Raw genomic sequence first — 24,664 nt, 5'->3', positions numbered from 1 at the left:
GCCCGGCGGCTCCGGCGGCGCCACCGGAGCCACCGGACGGGTGCCCCGGGCCGCTTCCGGACGCGGCCGGGACTCCGCGCTGGGAGCGGGATCCACTATCTCAGGCCGGACCGCCACGGACACAGCCGCCGGGCCGGGGACGCGGCGAAACAGGCGATCGTGGTCGGCCCGGCCGTACCGGTCAGCCGACCGCGCTCCGGATGTAGGCCACGCAGGCGTCGTGCAGGCCCGTCCAGGACGCCCCCAGGACCTCCTCCGACGCGTCCTCGACCGACTTCCCGTCGACCACCACCGCCCGGTAGAAGGCGAGCATCCGCTCCTCGCCGAACCGGTCGACGAGGTGGCGTACGGCCAGGTAACCGATCCCGTACCGGGCGCTGACCTCCCAGGCCTCGGCCGTCGGGCGCGGCTCGGTGTCCGCCAGCCGCCCGCTCCAGGACCCCTGGGCCACCAACCGCCGGACCTCGTCCAGGCTGCTGTAGCGGCTCACCGGACGGCCGGCGGCCGCGGCATAGTCGGCCAGTCCCTCGACCAGCCACCACTGGCCGCCGTCGGTGTGCCCGTCACCGGGCAGCGACGCGGCGTGGGTCAACTCGTGCCGCAGCAGGTCGTCGAGCACGCTGCTGTGCAGATCCTTGGCGTTGAGCACGACCTCGTAGTGGTCACCACCGACCGGCACCACGTACCCGGCCGTCCATTCCGGACGGCCACCGCCGTACCAGCGGTTCCACTCCGGGTCGCCGGCGTAGAAGATCCGGTAGCGGTCGGGCGGGGTGCCTCCGGCGGCGAACCGGTCGGCGACCGCCGCCGCCCGTTCGGCCTCGCCGAGCAGTTCGGGGAGCCGGGACCGCAGGTCGGGGGTGGTCGCCACGACGGTCCGCGCGCCGACCTGCACGACGAGTTCGCTGACCTCCCACGGACGGGGACCGTTCGCCTGGTTCGGCTCGATCGCGACCATCGCCAGGCGGCCGTCCGCGTCGATCCACCGGGTGCTGAGGTCGACCGGCCCGGTGCGGCACTGCGGTACGACGAAGCAGTGCTCGACGGTGACCGGCACCCGCCATTCGACCCGGCCGTCCTCCTCCAGCCGCATCGGCAGGCTCGTGACGGTCGGGCGCCAGGTGGTCACCTGCATCGCCCGCAGCGCCGCGAACCGCCGCTTCAGGTCGGCCACGACCGGCTCGGCGGTCTGGTCGGCGACCGCGAGCCAACCCGCCTCGTCGCCGCGCAGCAGCGCACCGGCCTGCTGGTCGAGCAGCGCGCCGATCCGCTGGCGCAGCCACGCCTGGGTCGTCGCCAGCGGGTCGCCGGGCTCCGGGCTGGAAGCCGGGCCGGACGAGGGCGGGCCGGCGGCCGGCGACCGGTCCAGCGCCCGTACGCCGAGCACCACCGTCGCGGAGCACAGGAGCAGGACGAGGACCAGACCGAGCCCCGCCCACAGTGGCCACCGGCGGCGCGGGCTCGGGTCGTACGGGGGTGGCATCGGCGCAGCACCGGTCGTGCCCCCGTACGGGGGTGGCACCGGCCCGCCGCCGAAAGGTGGGGCGGGCCGGACGCCGCCGGGGGCAGGTGGCGGACCACCGGCCGGTGCCGGTGGGCCACCCGTCGGAGCCGGCGGCGTACGCTCCCCGTCGATCACGGGCGGACGGTACGGTGAGCCACCCGGAAGCGGGATCGGCCGTTCAGTCGAGTTGCCGGCCGGATCGGCACCACGTCGGGGCTACTTCTTCGACACCAGCGCGCGGGCGAAGAACGCCATGTTGGCCGGGCGTTCGGCGAGCCGGCGCATCAGGTAGCCGTACCACTCGTCGCCGTACGGCACGTAGACGCGGACCGTGTAGCCGTCGGCGCTCAGCCGGGCCTGCTCCTCCGGCCGGATGCCGTAGAGGAGCTGGAACTCGAAGGTGTCGGGCGAGCGGTCGAACCAGCGGGCCCGGTCCTCGGCGATCGCGATCAGTCGCGGGTCGTGGGTGGCGAGCATCGGGTAGCCCTGGCCGGACATCAGGATGTTCATGCACCGCACGTAGGACTTGTCGACGTCGTTCGCCGCCTGGTAGGCCACCGACTCGGGCTCCTTGTAGGCGCCCTTGCACAGCCGTACCCGGGATCCGGCCGACGCCAGCTCGCGGCAGTCCGACTCGGTACGGCGCAGGTAGGCCTGGAGCACCGCACCGGTGGTCGGGAAGTCGGCCCGCAGCTTGGCGAGGATCTCCAGCGTGGAGTCGGTGGTGGTGTGGTCCTCCATGTCGAGGGTCACCGTCGTGCCGGCCTCGCTCGCGGCGGCGCAGATCGCCCGCGCGTTGTCGTAGGCGAACTTCTCGTCGAACTTCTGCCCGATGGCCGAGAGCTTGAGACTCACCTCCGCCGCCGGGGTGAGTTCGGCCGCCGACAGGGCCGCCAGCAACGACAGGTACTCGTCGCGTACGGCGACGGCCTGTTCCGCGGTGACGGTGTCCTCGCCGAGATGGTCGAGAGTCACCGACAGCCCGTTCGTCACCAACTCTTGGGTGGCACGAAGGGCGTCGTCAGTTGCGGTGCCGGCGACGAACCGGCGGACGACATCCCGAGTGAACGGTGCCGTCTCGACGAGCCGCTCCACCCGGGATGACCGGGAGGCGGCGAGGATGACCGAACGGAGCATGACGGCAGCGTAGCGCCCGCGATCGGAGGTGGCTGCCGCGACCAGGCAGGATAGCTGTCCGAGCCGACTTGCGTCGATGCGTTACAACAGACGCGTGCACAAGACACCCCGCCGCCGTCTGCGGTCGGCCAGCGTCCAGTTGGGGGCCCTGACCGCACTCGCGCTGACGCTGACCGCCTGTGACTCCGACGATGACGACGACTGCGCGATGGGCCCGGTCGGTGGCGGTGGCGCGGTGGCGATGGCGTTGCAGAACCCGGTCTCGAAGACCGCCGGTGGCGAGCAGCGCGGCACCGCTGCCGTGCCGGAGCGCGGCGGGTTCGGCACCCATCTCGCCTCCTGCGGCGGCTGACGGTGCGCCGGGAGGCGTCGACCCCCCGGCCGGGCTGGGACGCGACCGTACGCGCCCAGGGCCTGGTCTACATCGACACCGAACTGCCCGACGGCGGCCTGATGTCGTACTGGGACGAGACGGCCTGCTACCGGCTGGACCTCGACGAGGTGCTGCGGCTGGAGGAGGCGACCGAGGAGCTGCACCGGATGGCGGTCGCGGCGGCGCGGCACGTCGTCGACCGTCGGCGCTACGCCGAGTTCGGCATCCCGGAGTGGGCGGCCGACGCGGTCGCCCGGTCGCTGCGGGAACAGCCGCCGACCCTGTACGGCCGCTTCGACCTCTGGTACGACGGCTCCTGGCCGCCGAAGCTGCTGGAATACAATGCGGACACCCCGACGGCGCTGGTCGAGGCGGCGATCACCCAGTGGTACTGGCTGGAGGACACCCGCGCCGAGCACGACCAGTGGAACGGCATCCACGAGGCGCTCGTCGGGGCGTGGCGGCGGATCGGCGCCGACCTGCACGACCCGCTGCTGCACGTCGCCTGGTCCGACGAGGAGGAGACCGGCGAGGACCACATGACGGCCGGCTACCTGGCCGAGACGGCGCACCAGGCCGGGCTGCTGACCGAGTTGATCCCGATGCGGGAGATCGGCTGGGACGGGCGACGCTTCCGCGACGCCGCCGACACCCCGGTCAACACCTGCTTCAAGCTCTATCCGTGGGAGTGGATGCTCGCCGAGCCGTACGGCCCGCTGGCCCTCGAACCGGGGACCCCGACCACCTGGATCGAGCCGGCGTGGAAGCTCCTGCTGTCGAACAAGGCGCTGCTGGCGGTGCTGTGGGAGCTCTACCCCGGGCATCCCTACCTGCTGCCCGCCTACCTCGACTCGCCCCGCTCGATGACCGAGTACGTCGTCAAGCCGCTACTCGGCCGGGAGGGCGCGTCGGTACGGATCGTCACGCCGGCCGAAGAGATCACGAATCCGGGCATCTACGGCGACGAGGGCTGGTGCTACCAGGAATTCCGGGCACTGCCGTCGTTCGACGGCAACCGGCTGGTCCTCGGGAGCTGGGTCGTAGGGGACGAATCGGTCGGGGCCGGGCTGCGGGAGAGCACGAGTCTCATCACCGACGGCTACGCGCGGTTCCTGCCCCACTACGTGTCCACGCCGAAGGGTGCGTGAGTCGTCTACGGTTGTCGAGTGAATTTCGACGCGTACGCCAGGACCGCGGTTGACCTCGTCAACACGTCGCTGGACGGCGTAGACGACCTGAGATCGTTGTTCACCGACGAAAACGTGTGGATGCGCGACGAGGTGGCCGAACGCGACCTGGCCACCTTCCGGCGCGCCCAGAAGCGGCTTCGGGACGTGTTCGAATACGGCACGACCGGGCGCGACGGTGAGGCGGTCGTCGAACTCAACGGGCTGCTCGAGGCGTTCCCGGTGCAGCCGCGCATCTCCGGCCACGACTCCAGCGACTGGCACATGCACGCGAGCAGCCGGGGTGCGTCGGTGAGCGCGGAATACCTGGCCGGGGCGGTCTGGGGCCTTTCGGTGTGGTTGTGCGAGTACGGCAGCGCCCGCTTCGGGGTCTGCGCCGACGACCGGTGCGGCAACGTCTACCTGGACACGTCGTCGAACTGCTGCCGGCGGTTCTGCTCCGAACGGTGTGCGACCCGTTCGCACGTCGCCGCCCACCGGGCCCGCAAGCGGGCGGCGGTCGAGGAGAAGCAGCTCAGCGCGGTGAGCTGACCGGTCAGGCGTCGACCCGGGTCGCCGCCGGCGTCGACGGGTTGCCGCTGGTCAGGTGCTGCCGGGCGAACTCGAGCGAGGCACGCAGGTCGGCCTCGCGGATCGCCCTGCTCTTGGCGCCCCGGGTCGCCACCTCGACGGCGACCGAGCCGGTGAAGCCGCGCCCGGCCAGCGACGCCAGCAGCGGCCCGCACGGCTGGTTGCCCCGGCCCGGCACGAGGTGCTCGTCGCGGCCCTCACCGGTGCCGTCGCCGAGGTGCACGTGGGCGAGATTGGCGCCCATCGCGTCGGCCATCCGCAGGGCGTCGGTGTGTGACGCGGCGCAGTGCGACAGGTCGAGGGTGTAGGAGTCGTATCCGGTGTCGGTCGGGTCCCAGCCCGGCTGGTAGGGGACGAACTCCCGGCCCGCCATCCGCACCGGATACATGTTCTCGACGGCGAACCGGACGTCCGGGTGCTTGGTGACCAGGCGACTCAGGCCGGCGGTGAACGTACGGGCGTATTCGCGCTGCCAGGTGAACGGTGGGTGCACGACGACGGTCGGCGCCCCGAGGGTCTCGGCGAGCACGGCCGCCCGCCGCAGCCGCTCCCACGGGTCGGGGCTCCAGACCCGCTGGGTGACCAGCAGGCAGGGGGCGTGGACGGAGAGGACCGGCACCCCGTAGTGGGCGGCCAGGCCGCGCAGCGCGCCGGCGTCCTGACTGACCGCGTCGGTCCAGACCATCACCTCGACACCGTCGTAGCCGAGCGACGCGGCCAACTCGAACGCCGCGGCGGTCGGCTCGGGGAAGACCGAGGAACTGGACAGGAGCACGGGAACACGGGAGGTCACGGTTGCCAGGGTAGCTCCAAGAAGCCCGCCGGCCACGGACAAGCAGCCGCAAATCGCCCTTAACCTACCGCCTCACGCCGTGCCCAGGTGGTCGAGATGACGCAGGATCACACCCTCGCGCAGCGCCCACGGACAGATGTCCAGCGCCTCGACGCCCAGCCGGCGCATCGTGGCCTCGGCCACCACCGCCCCGGCCAGCAACTGGTGTGCCCGGCTGGTGCTGACCCCCTCCAGTTCGGACAGTTTGCCGGGCGGGATGTGCCGGATGAAGCCGATCACCTGCCGCAGGCCGGTCAGCGGCAGCCGGCGCGGCGCCCACAGCCCGGCCGCGGACGGCGCCGCCCCGGTCAGCCGGGCCAGCGTGCGGAACGTCTTCGAGGTGGCGACCGGCCGCTCCCAACCGACCCCGCCGAGACGCGCCACGACCGGGTCGAGCGCGGAATCGACGTACTCCCCGAGGTCCTCGACAGCCTGGGCCGGCGGCGGGGCGGGCGTGCCGGGATCGATCCCGAGCCACTCCCGGGTCAGCCGGCCGGCGCCCAACGGCAGCGACATCGCCTGGTCCGGCTCCTCGTCGATACCGGCCGCGAGTTCCAGCGAGCCGCCACCGATGTCCAGCACCAGCAGCCGGCCGGCCGACCAGCCGAACCAGCGCCGTACGGCGAGGAAGGTCATCCGGGCCTCGTCGGCACCGGAGAGCACCCGCAGGTCGACGCCGGTCTCCTGGCGTACCCGGTCCAGGACCGCCACCGAGTTCGTGGCGTCGCGGACCGCGGACGTGGCGAAGGCGAGCAGTTCGTCGGCGCCCAGCCGGAGCGCGGCCGCCCGCGCGTCGGCGGTGGCGGCGACCAACGCGTCCTCACCGGCCCGGGTGAGCGCTCCGTCGGCGCCGATCTGCTCCGCCAGTCGCAGTACGGCCTTCTCCGAGTACGCCGGCCACGGATGTGCGCCCCGGTGCGCGTCCACCACCAGCAGATGCACGGTGTTGGATCCGACGTCGAGCACACCCAGTCGCATGGACAAGACATTAGGCCCCTGATGTGCGGTGCCGGCCGGTCGGCCGGTCGCACCGGGCGTACGCTGGCCGGATGGCAACCCGAAAACTGCTGCGTGTCCTGGTCGACGAACCCGCTGACCCGCGCAGCCTGGAAGTCGGGCTCGACTTCCCCCGGGAGTGGGTGGAGTTCTTCGACCCGGCCGATCCCAAGCACCTCGTGCGGGCCGACCTGACCTGGCTGCTGTCCCGCTGGACGTGTGTGTTCGGCAAGGCCTGCCACGGCATCATCGCCGGCCGGGAGGCCGACGGCTGTTGCTCGCACGGTGCGTTCTTCACCGACTCCGATGACGAGAAGCGGATCCGGAAAGCCGCGAAGCGGCTTACTCCGCAGACTTGGCAGCATTACCGGCGTGGGTTCGAGAACTACACGGAGATGGACACCGTCGACGGCGAGAATCCGGCCCGGCGCACCGCCACCCAGGGCGACGATGGTCCGTGCGTCTTCCACAACGACGCCGAGTTCCCCGGGGGCGGCGGTTGCGCGCTGCACGCCCAGGCGCTGCGCGACGGCGTACACCCGCTGGAATACAAGCCGGACGTGTGCTGGCAACTGCCGGTCCGCCGGGACCACGAATGGACCAAGCGACCGGACGGTTCCCGGGTCCTGGTGTCGACGCTGACCGAATTCGACCGGCGCGGCTGGGGCGCGGGCGGCCACGACCTCGACTGGTGGTGCACGTCGTCGCCGGAGGCGCACGTGGGCACCGAGCCGATGTACGTCTCCTACCAGCCGGAACTCACCGCATTGATCGGATCGGCGGCATACACGAAACTGGCCGAACTGTGCGCGGCCCGGCTCGAGCACGGGATGGTGGCACCGCACCCGGCGTCGCCGGCCGACGACACGGCCCCGTCGGCGGAGGCGCTGCCGTCGGCGGACGCGTCGACGCGGACGGCCTGAACAGGTCACAACGGCCTGAGCAGGTCATAACAGCTGAGCAGGCCATAACGGCTGAGCAGGTTATAGACGGGCGACTATCAGTTAACTATCTTAACGGTAGTCGTCACAGCCGGGCGACGGTCCCTCGCCGACGGAGGACCCGGTGCGCAGATCCGTCCCGTCCCACCGCCTCGCCGTGGCCGGCGGTCTCGCGGCCGCCGTGGTCACCCTCGCGGCCCTGGTCACGCCCACCGCCTGGGCCGCCACCGCGCGACTCACCGCCGCGTTCGTCCAGACCTCAACCTGGAGCACCGGCTACGGCGCCGACTACGTGATCACCAATACCGGCGACGCCACCGCCACCGGCTGGACCGTCGAGTTCGACCTGCCGGCCGGCTCGACCGTGACCAGCAGTTGGAGTTCGGTACGCACCCAGACCGGCCAGCGCTACCGCTTCACCAACGCCACCTGGAACGGCACCGTCGCACCCGGCACGCAGCGGTCCTTCGGCTTCAACGTCACCGGGCTGGGCACACCGGTCAACTGCACGGTCAACGGCAACCCGTGCGGCGGCGGCACCCCGTCCCCCACGCCCACCCCGTCCCGCACGCCCACGCCGAGCCCCACACCGACGCCCACCACACCGCCCGGCCCGGTCGTCGACGTCGCCACCGGCGCCCAGCTACGGACCGCCCTGGCGAACGCCCAGCCCGGCCAGACCATCCGGCTCGCCGCCGGCACCTACCGCGGCGCGTTCCTGGCCAACCGGCCCGGCACCGCCACCGCCCGCATCACCCTGACCGGGCCACGCACCGCGGTCCTGATCAACGACGGCCCCGCCGGCAGCGGACCCTCCTGCCCCGCGCCGACCGCCGGCTGGGACCCCGGGTACGGCCTCTGGCTGTTCGACGCGCCGTACTGGGACCTGACCGGTTTCACCGTCACCGAATCCAAGAAGGGGATCGTGCTGGACAACTCCCGGCACGTCACCATCACCGGGGTGCACGTACACCACGTCGACGACGAGGGCGTGCACTTCCGCCGCTCGTCCGCCGACGGCGTCATCCGCGACTCGGTCATCGAGCACACCGGCCTGGTCCAGCCCGGCTACGGCGAAGGCGTCTACATCGGATCGGCGCAGTCCAACTTCGGCTGCCACGGCAACAGCGGCGGCATCGACCGGTCCGACCGGGTCCAGGTGCTGAACAACCGGATCGGGCCGTACGTCACCGCCGAACACATCGACGCCAAGGAGGGCACCGAGGGCGGCGTCGTACGCGGCAACACCTTCGACGGGCGCGGCATCTCCGGACAGAACTCCGCCGACTCGTGGGTCGACGCCAAGGGCAACGGCTACCTCTTCGAGAACAACACCGGCACGTACGCCCCGCCCGGCACCTTCGCCAACGGCTACCAGACCCACCACCTGCTCGACGGCTACGGCTGCGGCAACGTCTGGCGCGGCAACCGGTCCGACCTGGGCGGCGTGGGCGCCTACGCGATCCGGGTGACCTCGACGTCGAAGTGCCCCGGCAACCTCAACCGGGTGTACGCCGACAACACCGTCACCAACGCCACGATCGGCCTGACCAACATCGCCGTCACCCCGTGAGTGCCAGACGACGTGGCGGCAGCCGCCAGCCCTTTGTCGATCTGAGCGTCAGGGACCTTATCCGGGGTCGGAAAGGTCTCTGGTGCTCAGATCGACGGCCGGCAGCGGCCGGTCACGGCTCGAACTTGTAGCCCAGGCCGCGGACGGTGACGATGTAACGGGGCGCGGACGGTTCCGGCTCGACCTTGGAGCGCAGCCGCTTGACGTGCACGTCGAGGGTCTTGGTGTCGCCGACGTAGTCGGCACCCCACACCCGGTCGATCAACTGGCCGCGGGTCAGCACCCGGCCGGCGTTGCGCAGCAGCAGCTCCAGCAGCTCGAACTCCTTGAGCGGCAACTGCACGGCCGCGCCGTCGACGGTCACCACGTGGCGTTCGATGTCCATCCGCACCGGGCCGGCGGACAGGGTCGGGGTCGACACGTCGGTGCTCTCCGGGCTGTGCCTGCGCAGTACGGCCCGAACCCGGGCGACCAGTTCACGCGGCGAGTACGGCTTGGTCACGTAGTCGTCGGCGCCGATCTCCAGGCCGACGACCTTGTCGATCTCGCTGTCCCGGGCGGTGACCATGATGATCGGCACGTGCGACCGCTGCCGCAGTTGGCGGCACACCTCGGTGCCGGACATCTCGGGCAGCATCAGGTCGAGGAGCACGATGTCCGCGCCGGTGCGGTCGAACTCGGTCAGCGCGGTGGGGCCGGTCGCGGCGACCGACACCTCGAATCCCTCTTTGCGCAGCATGTAGGACAGGGCGTCGGAGAACGACTCCTCGTCCTCGACCACGAGTACGCGGGCCACGGGACTTTCCTTTCCTGGTCGTCAGGCCTGCCGGAGCTCGGCCGGACCGTTGTCGATCTCGAGCGATGGTGGTAGCGGAAGGGCCGCGTCGGGTGGGCTCGACGGTAGCCGCAGCGTGAACGTCGACCCTCCTCCCAGCGTGCTCGCCACGTCGACCCGACCACCATGGTTGCTCGCGATGTGCTTCACGATGGCCAGCCCGAGGCCGGTGCCGCCGGTGGCGCGGGAGCGGGCCTGGTCGGCCCGGTAGAACCGCTCGAAGATCCGTTCGACCTCGTGCGGGGCGATACCGACGCCCTGGTCACTTACGGCCAGTTCGACGTATCCGTCGGAGCGGCCGATGGTGATGGTGACCCGGGTCCGCTCGCCGGAGTAGGCGATGGCGTTTTCCACCAGGTTCGACAGCGCCGTCGCCACCTGGGTGTCGCTGCCGTAGACGGTCAGCCGGCGGTCGCCCTCGACCGCCACCTCGATGTGCCGGGCGGCGGCGGCCGTCCGGGTACGGTCGATCACCTCGGCCACGACCCATTCGATGGCGACCGGCTCCGGCGCGGGCAGCGGCTCGGCGCCCTGCAGGCGGGTGAGTTCGAGCAGTTCGTTGACGAGCCGGCCGAGCCGGGTCGACTCGTGGTGGATGCGCTCGGCGAACCGGCGGGCGGCGGCGACGTCCTCGACGATGTCCTGCGCGTCGGCGGACTCCGCGGCCTCGGTGGCATCCAGCAGCGCCTCGGAGAGCAGTTGCAGGGCGCCGATCGGCGTCTTCAGTTCGTGGCTGACGTTGGCGACGAAGTCCCGCCGTACCCGGCTGACGCGGTGCGCCTCGGTGACGTCGGAGGCCTCGACGGCGACGTAGTTGGTGCCGAGCCCGACCGCGCGCAGGTGCACGCCGAGCGGCTCCTGGGCGCCCTCCCGGCCCCTGGGCAGGTCGAGTTCGACCTCCCGGCGTACGCCGGTGCGGCGTACCTGGCCGGCGAGGGTGCGGATGATCGGGTGGGCGGCGACGGTGCCCTGCGTCGGTCCGACCCGCAGCAGTCCCATCGCCCGGGCGGCCGGGTTGACCAGGACCGGTACGTCGTCGACGTCGAGCACGACCACGCCGACGCGCAGCGAATCGAGACTCTTGCGGCCGAGCCCGGTCAGGGCGGCCTGCTGGTCGGTGCTGATCTGAGCCCTCCCCAGGGTCGACCGGCCCGGTCGGCCGGGCCGGCGGGAAGTCCGGTGGCGTATCCAGGCGCGTTGGACAATCGGCAGTACGGTGAGTCCGGCCACCATGCCGGCCACCGCTGCGCCGGCAATACTGGCCACGACCACCCAATCCACGAGGCGATCGTAGGGTCACTGTTAACCTTTTGACCTCGCATAACGGGACGAATCACAGCCACGTCGGAGAATATTCACTGTCCCGCCCGGCGTCGTTCACCGCTGTTCACTCCGTCGCCGCCGCGTTCACCTACGGTTGGCCCGGCCCACCCGACGGCCGCCACGCACACCCGCGCGGCCGGCCCCGACGCACAGGGACGTGATCATGCGCGAGGAGTTCCGCGCCGACCTGCACACCGTCAGCCAGCTGCTGGTGGACATGGCAGAGGCCGTACGCGCCGCCATGCGTAACGCCACCCGGGCACTGCTGACGGCCGACCGGACCGCGGCGGAGGCGGTGATCGCCCGGGATGCCGAGATCGACAGCCTCTACGCGCAGGTCGAGGCCAGGGTCTCCGACCTGCTCGCCCGGCAGGCCCCGGTCGCCACCGACCTGCGTACGGTGGTCACCGCGCTGCATGTCGCCGCCGACCTGGAGCGGATGGGTGACCTCGCGGACCACGTGGCGAAGACGGCGCTGCGCCGGCACCCGTCGCCGGCGGTGCCCGCCGAGCTGCGGCCGATCTTCGTGTCGATGGCCGAGGTGGCCGACCGGATCGCCGACAAGATCGCCAACGTGCTGTCGAAGCCCGACGCCGAGCAGGCCGCCGAGTTGGAGCGTGACGACGACGTCATGGACCAACTGCACCGCAACCTGTTCAGCACGCTGCTCGACGACGCGTGGCCGTACGGGGTGGAGACCGCGATCGACGGCGCGCTGCTCGGCCGGTTCTACGAGCGGTACGCCGACCACGCGGTCAACGCCGGCCGGCACGTGCACTACCTCGTCACCGGAGAACACCCCTACTGATCCGGGCCGACCACCTACGGCCCGGGACATAGAGCGGCGGGCGGTGCCGGTGGCACCGCCCGCCGTCGTTCCGGCTGCTCAGCGGCCCTGGTTCGCCACCGCCGCGGCGGCTTCCTTGGCCGCCTCGGGGTCGAGGTAGCTGCCGCCGGCGGTGACCGGGCGCAGCTGCGGGTCGAGGTCGTAGCGCAGCGGGATGCCGGTCGGGATGTTGAGCTTGGCGATCGCCTCGTCGGAGATCCCGTCGAGGTGCTTGACCAGCCCGCGCAGCGAGTTGCCGTGCGCCGCGACCAGCACCGTACGGCCGGCGAGCAGGTCCGGCACGATCGAGTCGTACCAGTACGGCAGCATCCGCTCCACGACGTCCTTCAGGCACTCGGTGCGCGGCGCCAGCTCCGGCGGCAGGGTGAAGTAGCGCGGGTCGTCGGTCTGCGACCACTCGCTGTCCGCCTCGATCGGCGGCGGCGGGGTGTCGTAGGAGCGTCGCCAGATGGTGAACTGCTCCTCGCCGTACGCCTCCAGGGTTTCCTTCTTGTTCTTGCCCTGGAGCGCGCCGTAGTGCCGCTCGTTGAGGCGCCACGAGCGGCGCACCGCGATCCAGTGCCGGTCGGCGGCGTGCAGCGCCAGCTCGGCGGTGCGGATGGCGCGGCGCAGCACGCTGGTGTGCACCACGTCGGGCAGCAGGTCATGATCGCGCAGCAGCTCGCCGCCGCGCCGGGCCTCCGCCTCCCCCTTGGCGTTCAGGTCGACGTCGACCCAACCGGTGAAGAGGTTCTTGGCGTTCCACTCGCTCTCGCCGTGCCGCAGCAGCACCAACGTCCCCACAGTCATGAATCTCATCCTGCCGTAGCCGTCGGGCGCCGGTGCCCCGACCCGGTGGTGACGACCACCACGTGGAAATGCCGCTGACCCGGGACACCGGCCGGCACTAGGTTGTGTAAGGCACCGCACGGGACGCGGTCATTACGGTACGGATGAACGGGGCGGCGGCGTGCGGAGCGTACGAGGTTGGGTGCGGGACACCGCCGGCGGACTGCCCCGGGCGTTCTGGTACCTGTGGGCCGGCACGCTGATCAACCGCCTCGGATCCTTCGTCCTGATCTTCCTCGCGGTCTACCTGACCAGCGAGCGCGGCTTCTCCGAGTTGCAGGCCGGCGTCGTGCTCGGCCTCTGGGGCGCCGGCGGCACGGTCGGCACCCTGGCCGGCGGCACCCTCGCCGACCGGTGGGGGCGCCGGCCCACGCTGCTCACCGCACATCTCGGCGCCGCGGCGATGATGCTGGGCCTCGGCCTCGCCCGCGAACTGTGGGCGATCGCCGTCGGGGCGTTCCTGCTCGGCATGTTCGCCGAGGCGGCCCGGCCGGCGTTCTCCGCGATGATGGTCGACGTGGTGCCGGAGCGGGACCGGCTGCGCGCCTTCTCGCTCAACTACTGGGCCCTCAACCTCGGCTTCGCCTGCGCCGCGATCCTCGCCGGCTTCGCCGCACAGGCCGACTACCTGCTGCTCTTCATCGTCAACGCGGTCACCACGACGGCGACCGCGGTGATCATCTTCCGCAAGGTCCGCGAGTCGGCGCCGGCCCGGACCGCCGTGAAACTCACCGGTACGCCGGCGGCGCCCGGCGGGCTGCGTACCGCCCTGACCGACCGGGTGTTCCTCGTCTTCGCGGGGCTGAACCTGCTGCTGGCGCTGATCTTCATGCAGCACATCTCGATGCTGCCGATCGCCATGGGCCAGGACGGGCTGTCACCGGCGACGTACGGCTCGGTGATCGCCCTCAACGGGGTGCTGATCGTGGTCGGGCAACTCTTCGTGCCACGCCTGATCCGGGGCCGGAGCCGGTCCCACGTGCTCGCCCTGGCCGCCCTGATCACCGGCATCGGGTTCGGACTCACCGCGTTCGCCGAGGTCGCCTGGTTCTACGCGCTCACCGTGCTGATCTGGACGCTCGGCGAGATGCTCAACTCCCCGTCCAACTCCACGCTGATCGCCGAACTGTCGCCGAGTACGCTGCGCGGCCGGTACGCCGGCGTCTTCTCGCTGTCCTGGTCGCTGGCGTCGTTCGCCGCCCCGATCGCCGGTGGCTGGGTCCAGCAGAACCTGGGCAACTCGGTGCTGTGGCTCGGCTGCGGCGCGCTCGCCGGCTTCGTCGCGATCGCCCAGCTGCTCTCCGGACCGGCCCGCGAACGGCGGGCCGCCGCCCTGCGCGCCGCGTCGGCGCCGGCCGCGCAGCCGGACACCCCGGCCGCATCGTCGACCGGTACGCCCGACGACGCGGCGCCGGCCACCGAGCCGCTGGTGGCGCCGCTGCCACCGGCCCAGGCCACCGCGGCGGCGATCACGCCGACCAGGAACGGTGTCACCACCACCGGGTGACGAGCGACACGCTGGCGCACCGGGTCACCACTTCCTAACGTCTACACGACCGACTGGAAACAAACCTTCCCGGAGGGCGCCGCGTGCGTACCTGGCTGCGCGACACGGCCGGCGGCCTCCCGGCGACGTACTGGTACCTGTGGACCGGTCTGCTGATCAACCGGACCGGCGCCTTCGCGATGCTGTTCCTGTCGCTCTACCTGACCGACGTACGGGGTGCCCGGGCGGCGGTCGCCGGCCTGGTCGTCGGGGCGTACGGCATCGGCGGGGCGGCCGGGGTGCTGCTCGGCGGGGTGCTCGCCGACTCCTGGGGGCGGCGCCGCACGCTCTTCTGGTCGCACCTGGTCGCCGGCCTCCTGATGATCGCGATGGCGTTCGCGGGCGGCATCGGCACGATCGCCGTGCTCGCCACGCTCGTCGGGATCGTCCACTCGATGCCCGGCCCGGCGTTCGTCGCCGCGATCGTCGACATCGTGCCCGAGGAGCGCCGGTCGCGGGCCTTCAACCTGCAGTTCTGGGCGTTCAACCTGGGGATGGCGGCGGCCTCGCTGCTCGCCGGGGTGCTCGCCGGGGCCAGCTTCACCGCCCTGTTCCTGGTCGACGCGGCGGCCACGCTGACCACCGCCGCGATCATTCTCTGGAAGGTGCCCGAGACGCTGACCGGGCGACGGACCCGGCGGGCGCGGGGCGGCCCGGGGCTGCGTACGGCGCTGACCGACCGGGCGTTCCTCGTCTTCGTCGCGCTCACCTTCGCGCTGGCGGTGCTGGTCACCCAGACCTCCACGATCATGCCGCTGGCGATGCGCGCCGACGGCCTCGGCCCCGGCGCGTACGGCCTCGTCGTCGCCGTCGGCGGTGCGCTGATCGTGGTCGGGCAACTCTTCGTGCCCCGGCTCATCGACGGCCGCCGCAAGCACCACGTGCTGGCGCTGTCGACCGGCCTGCTGGCCGTCGGCTTCGGCTCGCTGGCGTTCGCCGACCATCTCGCCGCCTACCTGGCGGCGGCGTTCGTCTGGACGGTCGGGCAGATGCTGGCCGCACCCCCGAACGCCGAGATCAACGCCGAACTCGCCCCACCCGCGCTGCGCGGCCGATACCAGGCGGTGTTCTACCTGACGTTCCCGGCCGCGTCGTTCGTCGCGCCGGCCCTCGGCGGGGCGAGCCTGGAATACCTGGGCGACTGGCACTGGATCATCACCGGCGTCGCCGGACTGCTCGCCGTCGGCGGGCACCTGCTGGCCGGACCACCCCGCGAGCGCCAGGTCGCGGCCCGGCTCGCCCGCTCCGGCGGGCCGGCCACCGGGAAGCCCACGGCGGCACCGGCCGCCCCGCGGGGCGCCTGACGGCCGGGAGCACCGGGTCGGGGGGTGCCGGCCGGCGGCGGTCAGTCCTGGACCACGATGCCGTCCCGCAGCAGTGCCGCGCCGTCCGGAATCGACCAGCGGGCCAGCACCGTCTCGGAGTGCTCTCCGGGCCGGGGCGGCGGCGACGCGGGCGGGCCGGCCGGGGTCGCCGAGAAACGCGGCGCGGGCGCCGGCTGCCGGACGCCGTACGACTCCACGAACACGTCCCGCGCGGCCAGGTGCGGGTCGTCGGGTGCCTCGCCCAGCGACAGCACCGGCGCCACGCACGCGTCGGAGCCGGCGAAGACCGCCACCCACTCGTCCCGCGTACGCGACGCGATCCGCTCGGCGATCAGCGCCCTCAGCCGTGGCCACCGGGTGACGTCGTACTGGTCGGGCGGCTCGGTGCCGAGGCCGCCGAGCCGCTCGACGAACTCCGCGTAGAACCTCGGTTCGATCGGGCCGACCGCCAGATGCCGGCCGTCCGCCGTCGGGTAGACGCCGTAGAAGGGTGCTCCGCCGTCGAGCAGGTTGGCGCCCCGCCGGTCCTGCCACAGTCCACCATGGAGCAGTCCGAAGAGCTGGGTGGCCAGCAGCGCCGTGCCGTCGACGATCGCGGCGTCGACCACCTGGCCGGGTCCGCCACGGCCGGCCTGCCAGAGCGCGGCGAGCACACCCGCCGCGAGCAGCATTCCGCCGCCGCCGTAGTCACCGAGCAGGTTCAGCGGCGGCACCGGCGCACCATCGGCCGGACCGATCGCGTGCAGCACACCGGTCGCCGCGAGATACGTCAGGTCGTGTCCGGCCGTACGCGCCCGCGGACCGTCCTGCCCCCAGCCGGTCATCCGGCCGTACACCAGTCGCGAGTTGACGGCGTGACAGTCGGCCGGACCGATCCCGAGACGCTCGGCCACCCCCGGCCGGAAACCCTCGACCAGTACGTCGGCGGCGGCGGCCAGGGCCAGCACGACGGCCGCCCCGCGCGGATCCTTCAGGTCGACGGCGATCGACAGCTTGCCGCGGTTGAGCAGGTCGTGACGGGGATCGGCGATCAGGCCGGGCTCACCCGGCCGGTCGACGCGTACGACGGTGGCACCCAGATCGGCGAGCAGCATCCCGGCGAACGGAGCCGGTCCGAGGCCGGCGATCTCGACGACGGTCAGGCCGGTCAGCGGTCCGCTCATGAGGGGGGACTCTACGGGGTCGGCCCGGCGGCGGCGGGCGACGCTCACCCCCGTAAGCGTCGCCCGCGCACACCGCCGGCTTGAGGTGGCGCCGTCCCCCAACGGCCCAGAATGCCACCCGTCCCCGTCGCCAGCTCGTGCGCGGATCGAACCGATCCGCTGCTCCCCCGAACATTTCCGAGCTTGGCGCGTACAGATCACGTTAGTTCGGAGCCGGCGCGACCGACAACCCTAATACCATGTCTTGCCGGTCACACCCTGCGATCGCCGTCACTTTTTCATCCGCGGCGTTTAAGGACCGAAAAATCTCGGTACGTGCGCGCGGGGCCACTCTCAGCCGTCTTCGCGCAACGGTGACTCGAGCAGGAAGAAATTGCTCTGCTTCCCACTGCGCATCTGTTCCTGGTAGATGAAATTGAGCTGCCGCTCGTCGAACGTACGCAACCACTCGGCCCAACTCACCTCGGTCAGCGGCCGGCCGCGGTGGTACCCCGGGAAGTCGAAACGCAACACCCCGAGATGGCCGTCGTGGTCGGTGTTCTCGATGGTGGCCGGCTTCGCGTTGCGGGCCTGCGCCCACCGCTTGATCACCTCGTGGTCGGTGGTGACCAGGCTGCGGCCCGCACGCTCCGGCCGGTCCTGGGTCGACGAGATGCGTTGGGCGTACTTCGTCGTCCGGGAGGTGACACCGCCCTGCCGCGGCTGGCCGGACGCTCCCTGCGACGACTTGCCGGCCGCGGACGTGCTCTTCCGGGCCGACGTGGTCTTCTTCGCCCCGGCGCCCCGCCCGGTCGTGGCCTTGCCGGCCGCGGACTCCGTACGCTTGCCGGCGCCGCCGGCCTTCGGCGCGGTCCCGGCCTTGGCGGCCCCGCCCCGGCGCTGATCCGCCCGCATCTCCTTGACGACCCGCTTGACCAGTTCGTCCTTGCGCAGGCCCGACGTGCCGGAGATCCCCCGGCGCCGCAACTCCCCGCGCAGGTCGTCGACCCGCCGCTGGGCGATGTCGCTCTCCCTGATCTCGGTCGCCGCCGAACCCGACCGGCTCTTCGTGGCGGTCGCGGACCCGCCGCGACCCGAACTGTTCCGCTGAGCCATTTCCTGCTCCCTCGACAGTCTGTCCTCGGCGGGCGGCGGTTCCCGGCACGGTCACCGGCCGCCCCGACAGCGATACCCGTCAGGGGCGGTCCAAACCCGTGTCACCGGCCGCCGAGGGCTCGAAGAGATGCGCGAACGCCCGCAGATTCGCCGTCGATTCGCCGTTTCGGACCCGCCACTCCCATTCGCGCCGGATCGCCGTACCGAAGCCGATCTCGAGCATGGTGTCGAACGACTCGTCCGCGTACGTCAGCACCGAGCCCAGCAGCCGGTCGAGTTCGTCCTCGTCGACCCCACCCAGGCCGACCCGGCCGGTCAGGTAGACGTCACCGACCGGGTCGATGGCGAACGCGACGCCGTACATGCGGGAATTGCGCTGGAGCAGCCAGGCCCACAACTCCTCGCGCCGCTCGTCGGGCTGCCGCATGACGAACGCCTCGATCCGCAGCGCGTGCTCGCCGACGATCAGATTGCAGACCGTCTTGAGCTTGTGGGTGCCGGGCAGCGTGACCGCGTACGAGAACTCGCCGGTCGACTCGTACTCCAGTTCCCGGTCGGTGCACACCGACTCGACCAGCGCCGCCACCTGCCCCTGAACACCCAACTGGATCGCCTTTCGCTCACGACTGCGGGACTCCGCTTCGCCGCACTCCTCGCGCGAACCCAACTAGAACGCACCGGCGCTGATCGCCGCCGCCCCGTCGGTCAACTGGGACAGGGTCCGGCTGCGGTGTTCGGCCACCGCCTCACGGTAGACCGCGATCAGCCCGGAGGCCGTACGCGCCCACGAGAAGTTGCGGGCGTGGCGTACCGCTCCCCGGCCCAGGCCGGCCCGGCGGGCCGGCGCGGCGAGCAGGCCGCCCAGCATCCGGGCCCAGTCGACCGGGTCGTGGCCGTCGACGAGCATGCCGCTGATCTGGTCGCGTACGGCGGTCACCAGGCCGCCGACGGCGGCGGCGACGACCGGCGTGCCGCACGCCTGCGCCTCCAGCGCCACCAGGCCGAAGGACTCGTTGTGCGACGGCACCGCCACCAGGTCCGCGGCCCGGTAGAGGGCCGGCAGGTCGTCGCCGGTCTGCGGCGGCAGGAAGCGTACGGCGTCGGAGATGCCCAGCGACGCGGCCAGGTCGATCAGGGCGGTCGGCCGGTCCAGGCCGGTGCCGCTCGGACCGCCGACGATCACCACGGTGAGCTGGTCGGCGATCTCCGGGTCGCGGGCGCGCAGCGCGGCGGCGGCGTGCAGCAGCACGTCGGGGGCCTTCAGCGGTTGGATCCGGCCGACGAACGCGACGATGTGCCCGTGCTCGGGCAGGCCGAGCCGGCGGCGGGCGGCGAGGCGGGTGGCGGCCTCGGTGCCGGCGGTGGGTGGCCGGAAGCGGTCGAGGTCGACGCCGGGTTCGACGACCGCGACCCGGGTCGGGTCGGCGCCGTAGCTGTCGACCAGGTCGTGGGCCTCGACGCGGGTGTTGGCGACCAGCCGGTCGGCCTCGACGACCAACTGCTCCTCGCCGATGATCCGGGCCTTCGGCTCGGGGCGGTCGCCGGCGGCGAGCTGGGCGTTCTTGACCTTGGCCAGGGTGTGCGCGCTGTGTACGAGCGGCACTCCCCACCGCTCCTTGGCCAGCCAGCCGACCTGTCCGGAGAGCCAGTAGTGGGAGTGCACGAGGTCGTAGTAGCCGGGGGCGCGGGCCGCTTCGGCGCGTAGTACGCCGGTGGTGAAGGCGCACATCTGGGCCGGCAGTTCCTCCTTGGCGAGCCCCTCGAACGGCCCGGAGATGATGTGCCGGACCTTGACGCCGGGGGCCATCTCGACGGTGGGGGGCAGGTCACCGGCGGTGGCCCGGGTGAAGATCTCGACCTCGACGCCGGCGTCGGCGAGGCGGCGGGCGACCTCGACGATGTAGACGTTCATGCCGCCGGCATCACCGGTGCCGGGCTGGTGCAGCGGCGAGGTGTGCACGGACAGGGTGGCGATCCGTCTGGGTGTCGGCCACGGCTGGAGACCTCGCTGCCGCGCCACGCCGGTGTGCATTTCCGCCACATCTGCTCCTCAAAGTCAGCTATGCGCCGTTCTGCGCGACCGGCCTCATAGAGCAACCGCTGCACCGCGTGCCATCTTCCCGATTCAGGCAACCCCATACATCGAGGCCGCCCCCGTACGTGACCCACCTCATCCCGGCAGCCCCGCAGCGGACCGGTGGGAAAGAATGGGGCCCATGACCCCTGTCGCGATCGTCACCGGAGCGTCGAGCGGGATCGGCGCGGCGACCGCGCGGCGGCTCGCCGCCGAGGGCTTCCACGTCGTCCTGGCCGCTCGCCGGACGGACCGCCTGGAAACCCTGCTCGCCGAGATCACCACGGCTGGCGGCCGGGCGACCACGGTGGCCTGCGACGTCACGTCCGACAAGTCGGTCGCCGGCCTGGCCGAGGCGGTCGGCGACCTGCCCGGGCCGGTGACCCTGCTGGTCAACAACGCCGGCGGAGCGCGTGGCCTCGACCAGATCGAGGACGCCGACGTCGGCGACTGGCAGTGGATGTACGACGTCAACGTGCTCGGCACGCTGCGGGTCACCAAGGCGCTGCTGCCCACCCTGGAACGGTCCGGCGCCGCGACGGTGGTCGTCGTCAGCTCCACCGCCGGGCTCGGCGTCTACGAGGGCGGGGGCGGCTACACGGCGGCCAAGCACGCGCAGACCGCACTGGCCGGCACGCTGCGCCTCGAACTCAACGGCCGCCCGATCCGGGTGGTCGAGATCGATCCGGGCATGGTGCGCACCGACGAGTTCGCCCTGGTCCGGTTCGACGGCGACGCGGAGCGGGCCGCCGCCGTCTACGCGGGTGTCGCCGAGCCGCTGGTCGCCGACGACGTCGCCGACTGCATCGCCTGGTGCGCCACCCGCCCGCATCACGTCAACATCGACCGTCTCGTGGTCCGGCCGCTGGCCCAGGCCGCGCAGCACAAGGTGCACCGGGTGAGCTGATGACCCGACCGCGTCGGCCGCTCGGGGTCGTCACGCGCGGCACCACCAACCCCAACCGGCTGCGCCGGGTGGACAACTGGATCGCGGCGCACTGCACCGACGTGCTGCGCGACGCCCCTGACCCGCTCGTGGTCGACCTGGGGTACGGCGCCACCCCGGTGACCGCCGTGGAGTTGCGTGCCCGGCTGGCCGCCGCGGTACGGCCCGACGTACGGGTGCTCGGCCTGGAGATCGATCCGGTTCGGGTGGCGGCCGCGGCGGGCGCCGCCGACCCGCCGTGGCTGACGTTCGCCCGGGGCGGGTTCGAACTGGCCGGTGCCCGGCCGGCCGTCGTACGCGCGTTCAACGTCCTGCGGCAGTACGACGAGGCCGAGGTGGCGCCGGCGTGGCGGACGATGACCGGCGCGCTCGCCCCCGGTGGGGTGGTCGTCGAGGGCACCTGTGACGAGTTGGGCCGGCTCGGATCCTGGGTGCTGCTCGACGCGGCCGGTCCCCGGTCGCTGACCCTCGCCGCCAAGCTGTCCAGGCTGGACAGTCCGGGCACGGTCGCCGAACGGCTGCCGAAGGCGCTGATCCACCGCAACGTGCCCGGCGAGCCGGTGCACGACCTGCTGCGGGCGCTCGACGACGGCTGGCGTGCCGCGGCGCCGTACGCGCCGTTCGGGCCGCGGCAGCGCTGGGTGCGCGCGGTCGCGGCGATACGCGAAGCGGGCTGGCCGGTGTCGGACCGGCCAGCCCGCTGGCGGCTGGGTGAGGTGACGGTGCCGTGGTCGGCGGTCGCCCCGGCGACCGGGGGCTGACCGGACGGTCAGGCGGTCCGGCGGCGCCGGGCGATCACGAGCGCGACGGCGCCGGCGGCGAGCAGGCCGCCACCGACGGCGGCGAGCCAGGTGACCGGCGCACCGGTGTTGGGCAGCGGCGGCGGGGTGCTGGGCCGGGCCACCGGCTCCAGCACGAACGACGAGACGGCGCAGCCGCCCTGCCGGTAGGCCGGGTCGCAGTTGCTCTCGGCCGGACCACGGACGACGTTGCGCATCCGCAGGTCGCCGGGCTGCCCGGTCTTCACCGTGACCGAGTAGCTGATCACCACCGGCTCGCCGGCCGGCACGTCGCCGGTCCAGGTCAGCTCCGGTTCAGCCCAGTCGAGTCGGCCGGCCGTGGCGGTCGCGTTGCCGTCGTAGTCGGCGTCGTCGAGCACACCGGTGAGGTCGTCGACGACCTCGATGTCGTCCAGCCCCTGCCCGCTGCGCAGGATGATCTGGTAGTTGACCTTGGCTCCCGGCATGACCTGGGCGGCGTCGGCCGCCTTGGTGATGACCAGCGGTCGGGCGGCCTCCACCTGGGCCGCGTCGCCGGTCGTGGCGGCGGGGCGGTCCCCGTCGCCGCGCGCCGGTTCGCCGGTGTCCGTCCCCGGGATCGGCCCAGGCCCGTCGTCGGCCGGCGCGTCACCGGTCAGGCCGGGGATGACCGGGAGGCCGGGCAGGATCGGCGCGGGCGGCGACGGCTGGGCGGCCGCGGCGACCGGCAGGATCGGTACGGACACGACGGCGGCGAGTACGGTCGCGGACAGGACGCGACGGACGGCAGAGATCTTCCCCATAACCACCGTCAACGAGCCGACCGAACTCAGGCAACGGCAAAATAAGCAAATAGTCCGTTTTAAAGCTCGCAGTTGACCAACACCGGCTCCGGATGCAGCGTCACCCCGAACCGGGCGTGCACGCCGTCGCGGATCTCGCGGGCCAGCGCCAGCAGATCGGCCGTCGTCCCGCCGCCACGGTGGGTCAGCGCCAGCGTGTGCTTGGACGAGATCGCGACGGTGCCCGGGTCGCCGTACCCCTTGGTGAAGCCGGCGCGGTCGATCAACCAGGCCGCGCTCACCTTGACCACGCCGGACGGATCGGGCCAGGACGGCGGTTCGCCGGCCGCGCCGGCCCGGCCCAGCAGAGCCTCGTACGCCGCCGCGTCGAGCACCGGGTTGGTGAAGAACGAGCCGACCGAGCGGGTGTCGGGGTCATCCGGGTCGAGCACCATGCCCTTGCCGGCCCGCAGTGCCAGCACCGCCGTACGCGCCTGCGCCAGCGGCACCCGGTCGCCGGTCCCCACCCCGAGGGCCCGGGCCAGTTCGGCGTACCGGACCGGGGCCGACAGGGGCGAGCGGGCCAGCCGGAAGTCGACCGAGAGCACCACCCGGCGGTCGCTGTGCTTGAAGACGCTTCCCCGGTAGGCGAAGCCGCAGGCGGCCGGAGCCAGCCGGACCACCTCGTCGGTCACCCGGTCGTACGCCTCGACGGCGCTGATCGTCTCGGCCACCTCCTGGCCGTACGCTCCGACGTTCTGGATCGGGGTGGCGCCGGACGACCCCGGGATGCCGGACAGGCACTCGACGCCGGACAGCCCGGCATCGATGGTGTACGCGACGAAGTCGTCCCACGGTTCACCGGCGGCGACCCGTACCGTGACGGTCTCGGCGTCCTCGGCGACGACCCGCACCCCCCGCGAGCGGACGAGCACGACGAGCCCGGGAAATCCCGCGTCGGCGACCACCACGTTGCTGCCGCCGGCGAGAATCAGAACCGGCTGATCGTCGAACGCCGCCTCTCGTATGCTTTGCACGGTTTCAGCGGCGTCGCCAACGGTTAAAAATCGGCGGGACGGGCCACCGAGCCGCAGGGTCGTGTAGGCGGCCAGGGATCGGGGGCTGGTCGGTTCACCGGTGGTCGGCGCTTCTGCACTAACGTCGGGCACGCTGTTCACCCTAGGCTGGAAGCGGCCTGGCGAGGCACGGACGGTCGGTCGTCCTGGAGGAAATGGCGATGAGCAGACTGCACGGCACCAAGGATTTCTGGATCGGCGGACTGCGCGCCGAGGGCCCCGCGTTCCGCGCCGCGATCACCGAGGCCGCCCCCGACGCGCCGGTGCCGTCGTGTCCTGACTGGACCGTCACCGACCTCGTGCACCACCTCGGATCCTTCTACGGGTGGGTGGCCGGCGTGGTGGGTTCCGGCAGCACCGAGCAGCCGGCGGCACCGGCCGGGCCGGAGGGCCTGCCGGCCGGGGTCGCGGCGATCGACTGGTGGCAGCAGGAGTTCGACCGCCTCATCAACCTGCTCGACGGCCTCGACGCCGAGGCGCCGGCGTGGAACTGGGCGCCGCAGCCGAAGCGGGTCGGGTTCTGGCACCGTCGCGTCGCGCACGAGACCGCCCTTCGCCGGTGGGACGCCCAGACGGCGATCGTCTCGGTCGAACCGATCGAGGCCAAGCTCGCCGCTGACGGGGTGTCCGAACTGCTGGACACCTGGCTGCCGGCCGGGCGGCGGCTCTCGACCGAGCCGCGGCACGGTGTGGCGCAACTCGTCGCGACCGACGCCGACCAGGAGTGGTACCTGCGGCTGCGGGGCGAGGGCGTCGCACTGCTCGACACCGACACGATCCTGGACAGTGACGACCCGCACGCGCGGCTGCACGCGACCGGCACGGCGAGCGACCTGCTGCTCGCCCTCTGGGGCCGGATCGGCTTCGACGTGATCGACGTGACCGGTGACGCGACCCTCCTGACCGCTCTGCGCACCGGCTGATCCCGACCTCTTCCCCCGCTTCGAACCCGC

24 protein-coding genes are annotated in these 24,664 nt (G+C 72.2%); 11 read left to right on the top strand and 13 right to left on the bottom strand.

Translation table 11 applies throughout. The annotated features are described in order from the left end of the window. Nucleotides 1-181 precede the first annotated feature (181 nt). Complete coding sequence (locus AB0M79_RS12035) at nucleotides 182-1,483, bottom strand: hypothetical protein (protein ID WP_364211366.1); 1,302 nt, start codon at nucleotides 1,481-1,483, stop codon at nucleotides 182-184. Nucleotides 1,484-1,720: 237 nt separating this feature from the next. Next, complete coding sequence (locus AB0M79_RS12030) at nucleotides 1,721-2,641, bottom strand: proline dehydrogenase family protein (RefSeq protein WP_364211363.1); 921 nt, start codon at nucleotides 2,639-2,641, stop codon at nucleotides 1,721-1,723. A gap of 94 nt (nucleotides 2,642-2,735) precedes the next feature. Here AB0M79_RS12030 and AB0M79_RS12025 point away from each other — a divergent pair, with 94 nt between their 5' ends. The 3 genes from AB0M79_RS12025 to AB0M79_RS12015 are packed head-to-tail and all read left to right on the top strand — an operon-like array spanning nucleotide 2,736 to nucleotide 4,732. Then, nucleotides 2,736-2,993, top strand: coding sequence for a hypothetical protein (locus AB0M79_RS12025; protein WP_357535586.1), 258 nt, complete (start codon nucleotides 2,736-2,738; stop codon nucleotides 2,991-2,993). 2 nt (nucleotides 2,994-2,995) lie between these two features. Continuing rightward, entirely contained in the window at nucleotides 2,996-4,162 is a 1,167-nt protein-coding gene (locus AB0M79_RS12020) for a glutathionylspermidine synthase family protein (RefSeq protein WP_364211360.1), read from the top strand. 18 nt (nucleotides 4,163-4,180) lie between these two features. Next, a complete protein-coding gene (locus tag AB0M79_RS12015; RefSeq protein ID WP_357535583.1) occupies nucleotides 4,181-4,732 on the top strand; it encodes a CGNR zinc finger domain-containing protein in 552 nt (183 codons plus the stop codon). Nucleotides 4,733-4,736: 4 nt separating this feature from the next. Here AB0M79_RS12015 and AB0M79_RS12010 read toward each other — a convergent pair whose 3' ends face one another. Then, entirely contained in the window at nucleotides 4,737-5,564 is an 828-nt protein-coding gene (locus AB0M79_RS12010) for a sugar phosphate isomerase/epimerase (RefSeq protein ID WP_357535581.1), read from the bottom strand. Nucleotides 5,565-5,636: 72 nt separating this feature from the next. After that, nucleotides 5,637-6,581 (bottom strand): Ppx/GppA phosphatase family protein, encoded by a 945-nt coding sequence (locus AB0M79_RS12005; protein WP_364211356.1) that lies wholly within the window; start codon nucleotides 6,579-6,581, stop codon nucleotides 5,637-5,639. Between the two features lie 71 nt (nucleotides 6,582-6,652). On the opposite strand from AB0M79_RS12005, the gene AB0M79_RS12000 reads away from it, so the two are divergent. Both AB0M79_RS12000 and AB0M79_RS11995 read left to right on the top strand, forming a co-directional pair. Further along, nucleotides 6,653-7,522: a hypothetical protein gene (locus AB0M79_RS12000; protein ID WP_364211353.1), complete on the top strand. Its 870-nt coding sequence runs from the start codon at nucleotides 6,653-6,655 to the stop codon at nucleotides 7,520-7,522. Nucleotides 7,523-7,664: 142 nt separating this feature from the next. Then, on the top strand, nucleotides 7,665-9,113 hold the full coding sequence (locus tag AB0M79_RS11995) for a cellulose binding domain-containing protein (RefSeq protein ID WP_364211350.1): 1,449 nt from the start codon (nucleotides 7,665-7,667) through the stop codon (nucleotides 9,111-9,113). A 112-nt stretch (nucleotides 9,114-9,225) separates the two neighbouring features. Here AB0M79_RS11995 and AB0M79_RS11990 read toward each other — a convergent pair whose 3' ends face one another. Together AB0M79_RS11990 and AB0M79_RS11985 are read right to left on the bottom strand one after the other, a co-directional pair. Beyond that, nucleotides 9,226-9,909, bottom strand: coding sequence for a response regulator transcription factor (locus tag AB0M79_RS11990; protein ID WP_357535574.1), 684 nt, complete (start codon nucleotides 9,907-9,909; stop codon nucleotides 9,226-9,228). A gap of 21 nt (nucleotides 9,910-9,930) precedes the next feature. After that, complete coding sequence (locus AB0M79_RS11985; protein WP_364211944.1) at nucleotides 9,931-11,220, bottom strand: ATP-binding protein; 1,290 nt, start codon at nucleotides 11,218-11,220, stop codon at nucleotides 9,931-9,933. Between the two features lie 214 nt (nucleotides 11,221-11,434). Between AB0M79_RS11985 and phoU the strand changes: the two genes are divergently transcribed. Next, a complete protein-coding gene (phoU, locus tag AB0M79_RS11980) occupies nucleotides 11,435-12,079 on the top strand; it encodes a phosphate signaling complex protein PhoU (protein ID WP_364211347.1) in 645 nt (214 codons plus the stop codon). Between the two features lie 78 nt (nucleotides 12,080-12,157). Here phoU and AB0M79_RS11975 read toward each other — a convergent pair whose 3' ends face one another. Next, entirely contained in the window at nucleotides 12,158-12,916 is a 759-nt protein-coding gene (locus AB0M79_RS11975; protein WP_364211344.1) for a phosphoglyceromutase, read from the bottom strand. A 151-nt stretch (nucleotides 12,917-13,067) separates the two neighbouring features. Here AB0M79_RS11975 and AB0M79_RS11970 point away from each other — a divergent pair, with 151 nt between their 5' ends. Together AB0M79_RS11970 and AB0M79_RS11965 are read left to right on the top strand one after the other, a co-directional pair. Beyond that, the gene (locus AB0M79_RS11970) at nucleotides 13,068-14,453 is read left to right on the top strand and encodes an MFS transporter (protein ID WP_364211341.1); all 1,386 of its coding nucleotides are present in this window, start codon (nucleotides 13,068-13,070) and stop codon (nucleotides 14,451-14,453) included. A gap of 83 nt (nucleotides 14,454-14,536) precedes the next feature. Continuing rightward, complete coding sequence (locus AB0M79_RS11965; protein ID WP_364211338.1) at nucleotides 14,537-15,796, top strand: MFS transporter; 1,260 nt, start codon at nucleotides 14,537-14,539, stop codon at nucleotides 15,794-15,796. A 41-nt stretch (nucleotides 15,797-15,837) separates the two neighbouring features. Here AB0M79_RS11965 and AB0M79_RS11960 read toward each other — a convergent pair whose 3' ends face one another. From AB0M79_RS11960 to mshA, 4 genes are all read right to left on the bottom strand, one after another. Continuing rightward, entirely contained in the window at nucleotides 15,838-16,980 is a 1,143-nt protein-coding gene (locus tag AB0M79_RS11960) for a CaiB/BaiF CoA-transferase family protein (protein WP_364211335.1), read from the bottom strand. Nucleotides 16,981-17,313: 333 nt separating this feature from the next. Beyond that, on the bottom strand, nucleotides 17,314-18,075 hold the full coding sequence (locus AB0M79_RS11955) for a hypothetical protein (RefSeq protein ID WP_364211332.1): 762 nt from the start codon (nucleotides 18,073-18,075) through the stop codon (nucleotides 17,314-17,316). A gap of 79 nt (nucleotides 18,076-18,154) precedes the next feature. Further along, nucleotides 18,155-18,679 carry a YbjN domain-containing protein gene (locus AB0M79_RS11950; protein ID WP_364211330.1) on the bottom strand — a complete coding sequence of 175 codons (525 nt, stop codon included), beginning with the start codon at nucleotides 18,677-18,679 and terminating at the stop codon, nucleotides 18,155-18,157. A 63-nt stretch (nucleotides 18,680-18,742) separates the two neighbouring features. Continuing rightward, nucleotides 18,743-20,116 (bottom strand): D-inositol-3-phosphate glycosyltransferase, encoded by a 1,374-nt coding sequence (gene mshA / locus AB0M79_RS11945; protein WP_364211327.1) that lies wholly within the window; start codon nucleotides 20,114-20,116, stop codon nucleotides 18,743-18,745. Nucleotides 20,117-20,291: 175 nt separating this feature from the next. Here mshA and AB0M79_RS11940 point away from each other — a divergent pair, with 175 nt between their 5' ends. Continuing rightward, the gene (locus AB0M79_RS11940) at nucleotides 20,292-21,056 is read left to right on the top strand and encodes an SDR family oxidoreductase (RefSeq protein WP_364211324.1); all 765 of its coding nucleotides are present in this window, start codon (nucleotides 20,292-20,294) and stop codon (nucleotides 21,054-21,056) included. Next, the gene (locus AB0M79_RS11935) at nucleotides 21,056-21,856 is read left to right on the top strand and encodes a class I SAM-dependent methyltransferase (RefSeq protein ID WP_364211321.1); all 801 of its coding nucleotides are present in this window, start codon (nucleotides 21,056-21,058) and stop codon (nucleotides 21,854-21,856) included. Before AB0M79_RS11940 ends, AB0M79_RS11935 begins: the two co-directional genes overlap by 1 nt. Nucleotides 21,857-21,864: 8 nt before the next feature. Here the strand turns inward: AB0M79_RS11935 and AB0M79_RS11930 are convergent, their stop codons facing one another. Then, nucleotides 21,865-22,656 (bottom strand): LPXTG cell wall anchor domain-containing protein, encoded by a 792-nt coding sequence (locus tag AB0M79_RS11930; RefSeq protein ID WP_364211318.1) that lies wholly within the window; start codon nucleotides 22,654-22,656, stop codon nucleotides 21,865-21,867. A 59-nt stretch (nucleotides 22,657-22,715) separates the two neighbouring features. Further along, the gene (locus AB0M79_RS11925; RefSeq protein WP_364211315.1) at nucleotides 22,716-23,804 is read right to left on the bottom strand and encodes a UDP-N-acetylmuramate dehydrogenase; all 1,089 of its coding nucleotides are present in this window, start codon (nucleotides 23,802-23,804) and stop codon (nucleotides 22,716-22,718) included. A 68-nt stretch (nucleotides 23,805-23,872) separates the two neighbouring features. Here AB0M79_RS11925 and AB0M79_RS11920 point away from each other — a divergent pair, with 68 nt between their 5' ends. Further along, nucleotides 23,873-24,634: a maleylpyruvate isomerase family mycothiol-dependent enzyme gene (locus AB0M79_RS11920; protein WP_364211312.1), complete on the top strand. Its 762-nt coding sequence runs from the start codon at nucleotides 23,873-23,875 to the stop codon at nucleotides 24,632-24,634. Nucleotides 24,635-24,664 lie beyond the last annotated feature (30 nt).

The sequence above is a fragment of the Polymorphospora sp. NPDC051019 genome (assembly GCF_040683055.1).
GTDB classification, from domain to species: domain Bacteria; phylum Actinomycetota; class Actinomycetes; order Mycobacteriales; family Micromonosporaceae; genus Polymorphospora; species Polymorphospora lycopeni.
The sequence above is the reverse complement of the archived record's forward strand: the minus strand, read 5'-3'. Positions and strand labels throughout refer to the sequence as shown.

Coding starts and splice junctions, on each gene's coding strand:
- AB0M79_RS12035 (WP_364211366.1), bottom strand. CDS start 1,483: ATGCCACCCCCGTACGACCCGAGCCCGCGCCGCCGGTGGCCACTGTGG.
- AB0M79_RS12030 (WP_364211363.1), bottom strand. CDS start 2,641: ATGCTCCGTTCGGTCATCCTCGCCGCCTCCCGGTCATCCCGGGTGGAG.
- AB0M79_RS12005 (WP_364211356.1), bottom strand. CDS start 6,581: ATGCGACTGGGTGTGCTCGACGTCGGATCCAACACCGTGCATCTGCTG.
- AB0M79_RS12000 (WP_364211353.1), top strand. CDS start 6,653: ATGGCAACCCGAAAACTGCTGCGTGTCCTGGTCGACGAACCCGCTGAC.
- phoU (WP_364211347.1), top strand. CDS start 11,435: ATGCGCGAGGAGTTCCGCGCCGACCTGCACACCGTCAGCCAGCTGCTG.
- AB0M79_RS11975 (WP_364211344.1), bottom strand. CDS start 12,916: ATGAGATTCATGACTGTGGGGACGTTGGTGCTGCTGCGGCACGGCGAG.
- AB0M79_RS11960 (WP_364211335.1), bottom strand. CDS start 16,980: ATGAGCGGACCGCTGACCGGCCTGACCGTCGTCGAGATCGCCGGCCTC.
- AB0M79_RS11955 (WP_364211332.1), bottom strand. CDS start 18,075: ATGGCTCAGCGGAACAGTTCGGGTCGCGGCGGGTCCGCGACCGCCACG.
- AB0M79_RS11940 (WP_364211324.1), top strand. CDS start 20,292: ATGACCCCTGTCGCGATCGTCACCGGAGCGTCGAGCGGGATCGGCGCG.
- AB0M79_RS11935 (WP_364211321.1), top strand. CDS start 21,056: ATGACCCGACCGCGTCGGCCGCTCGGGGTCGTCACGCGCGGCACCACC.
- AB0M79_RS11930 (WP_364211318.1), bottom strand. CDS start 22,656: ATGGGGAAGATCTCTGCCGTCCGTCGCGTCCTGTCCGCGACCGTACTC.
- AB0M79_RS11920 (WP_364211312.1), top strand. CDS start 23,873: ATGAGCAGACTGCACGGCACCAAGGATTTCTGGATCGGCGGACTGCGC.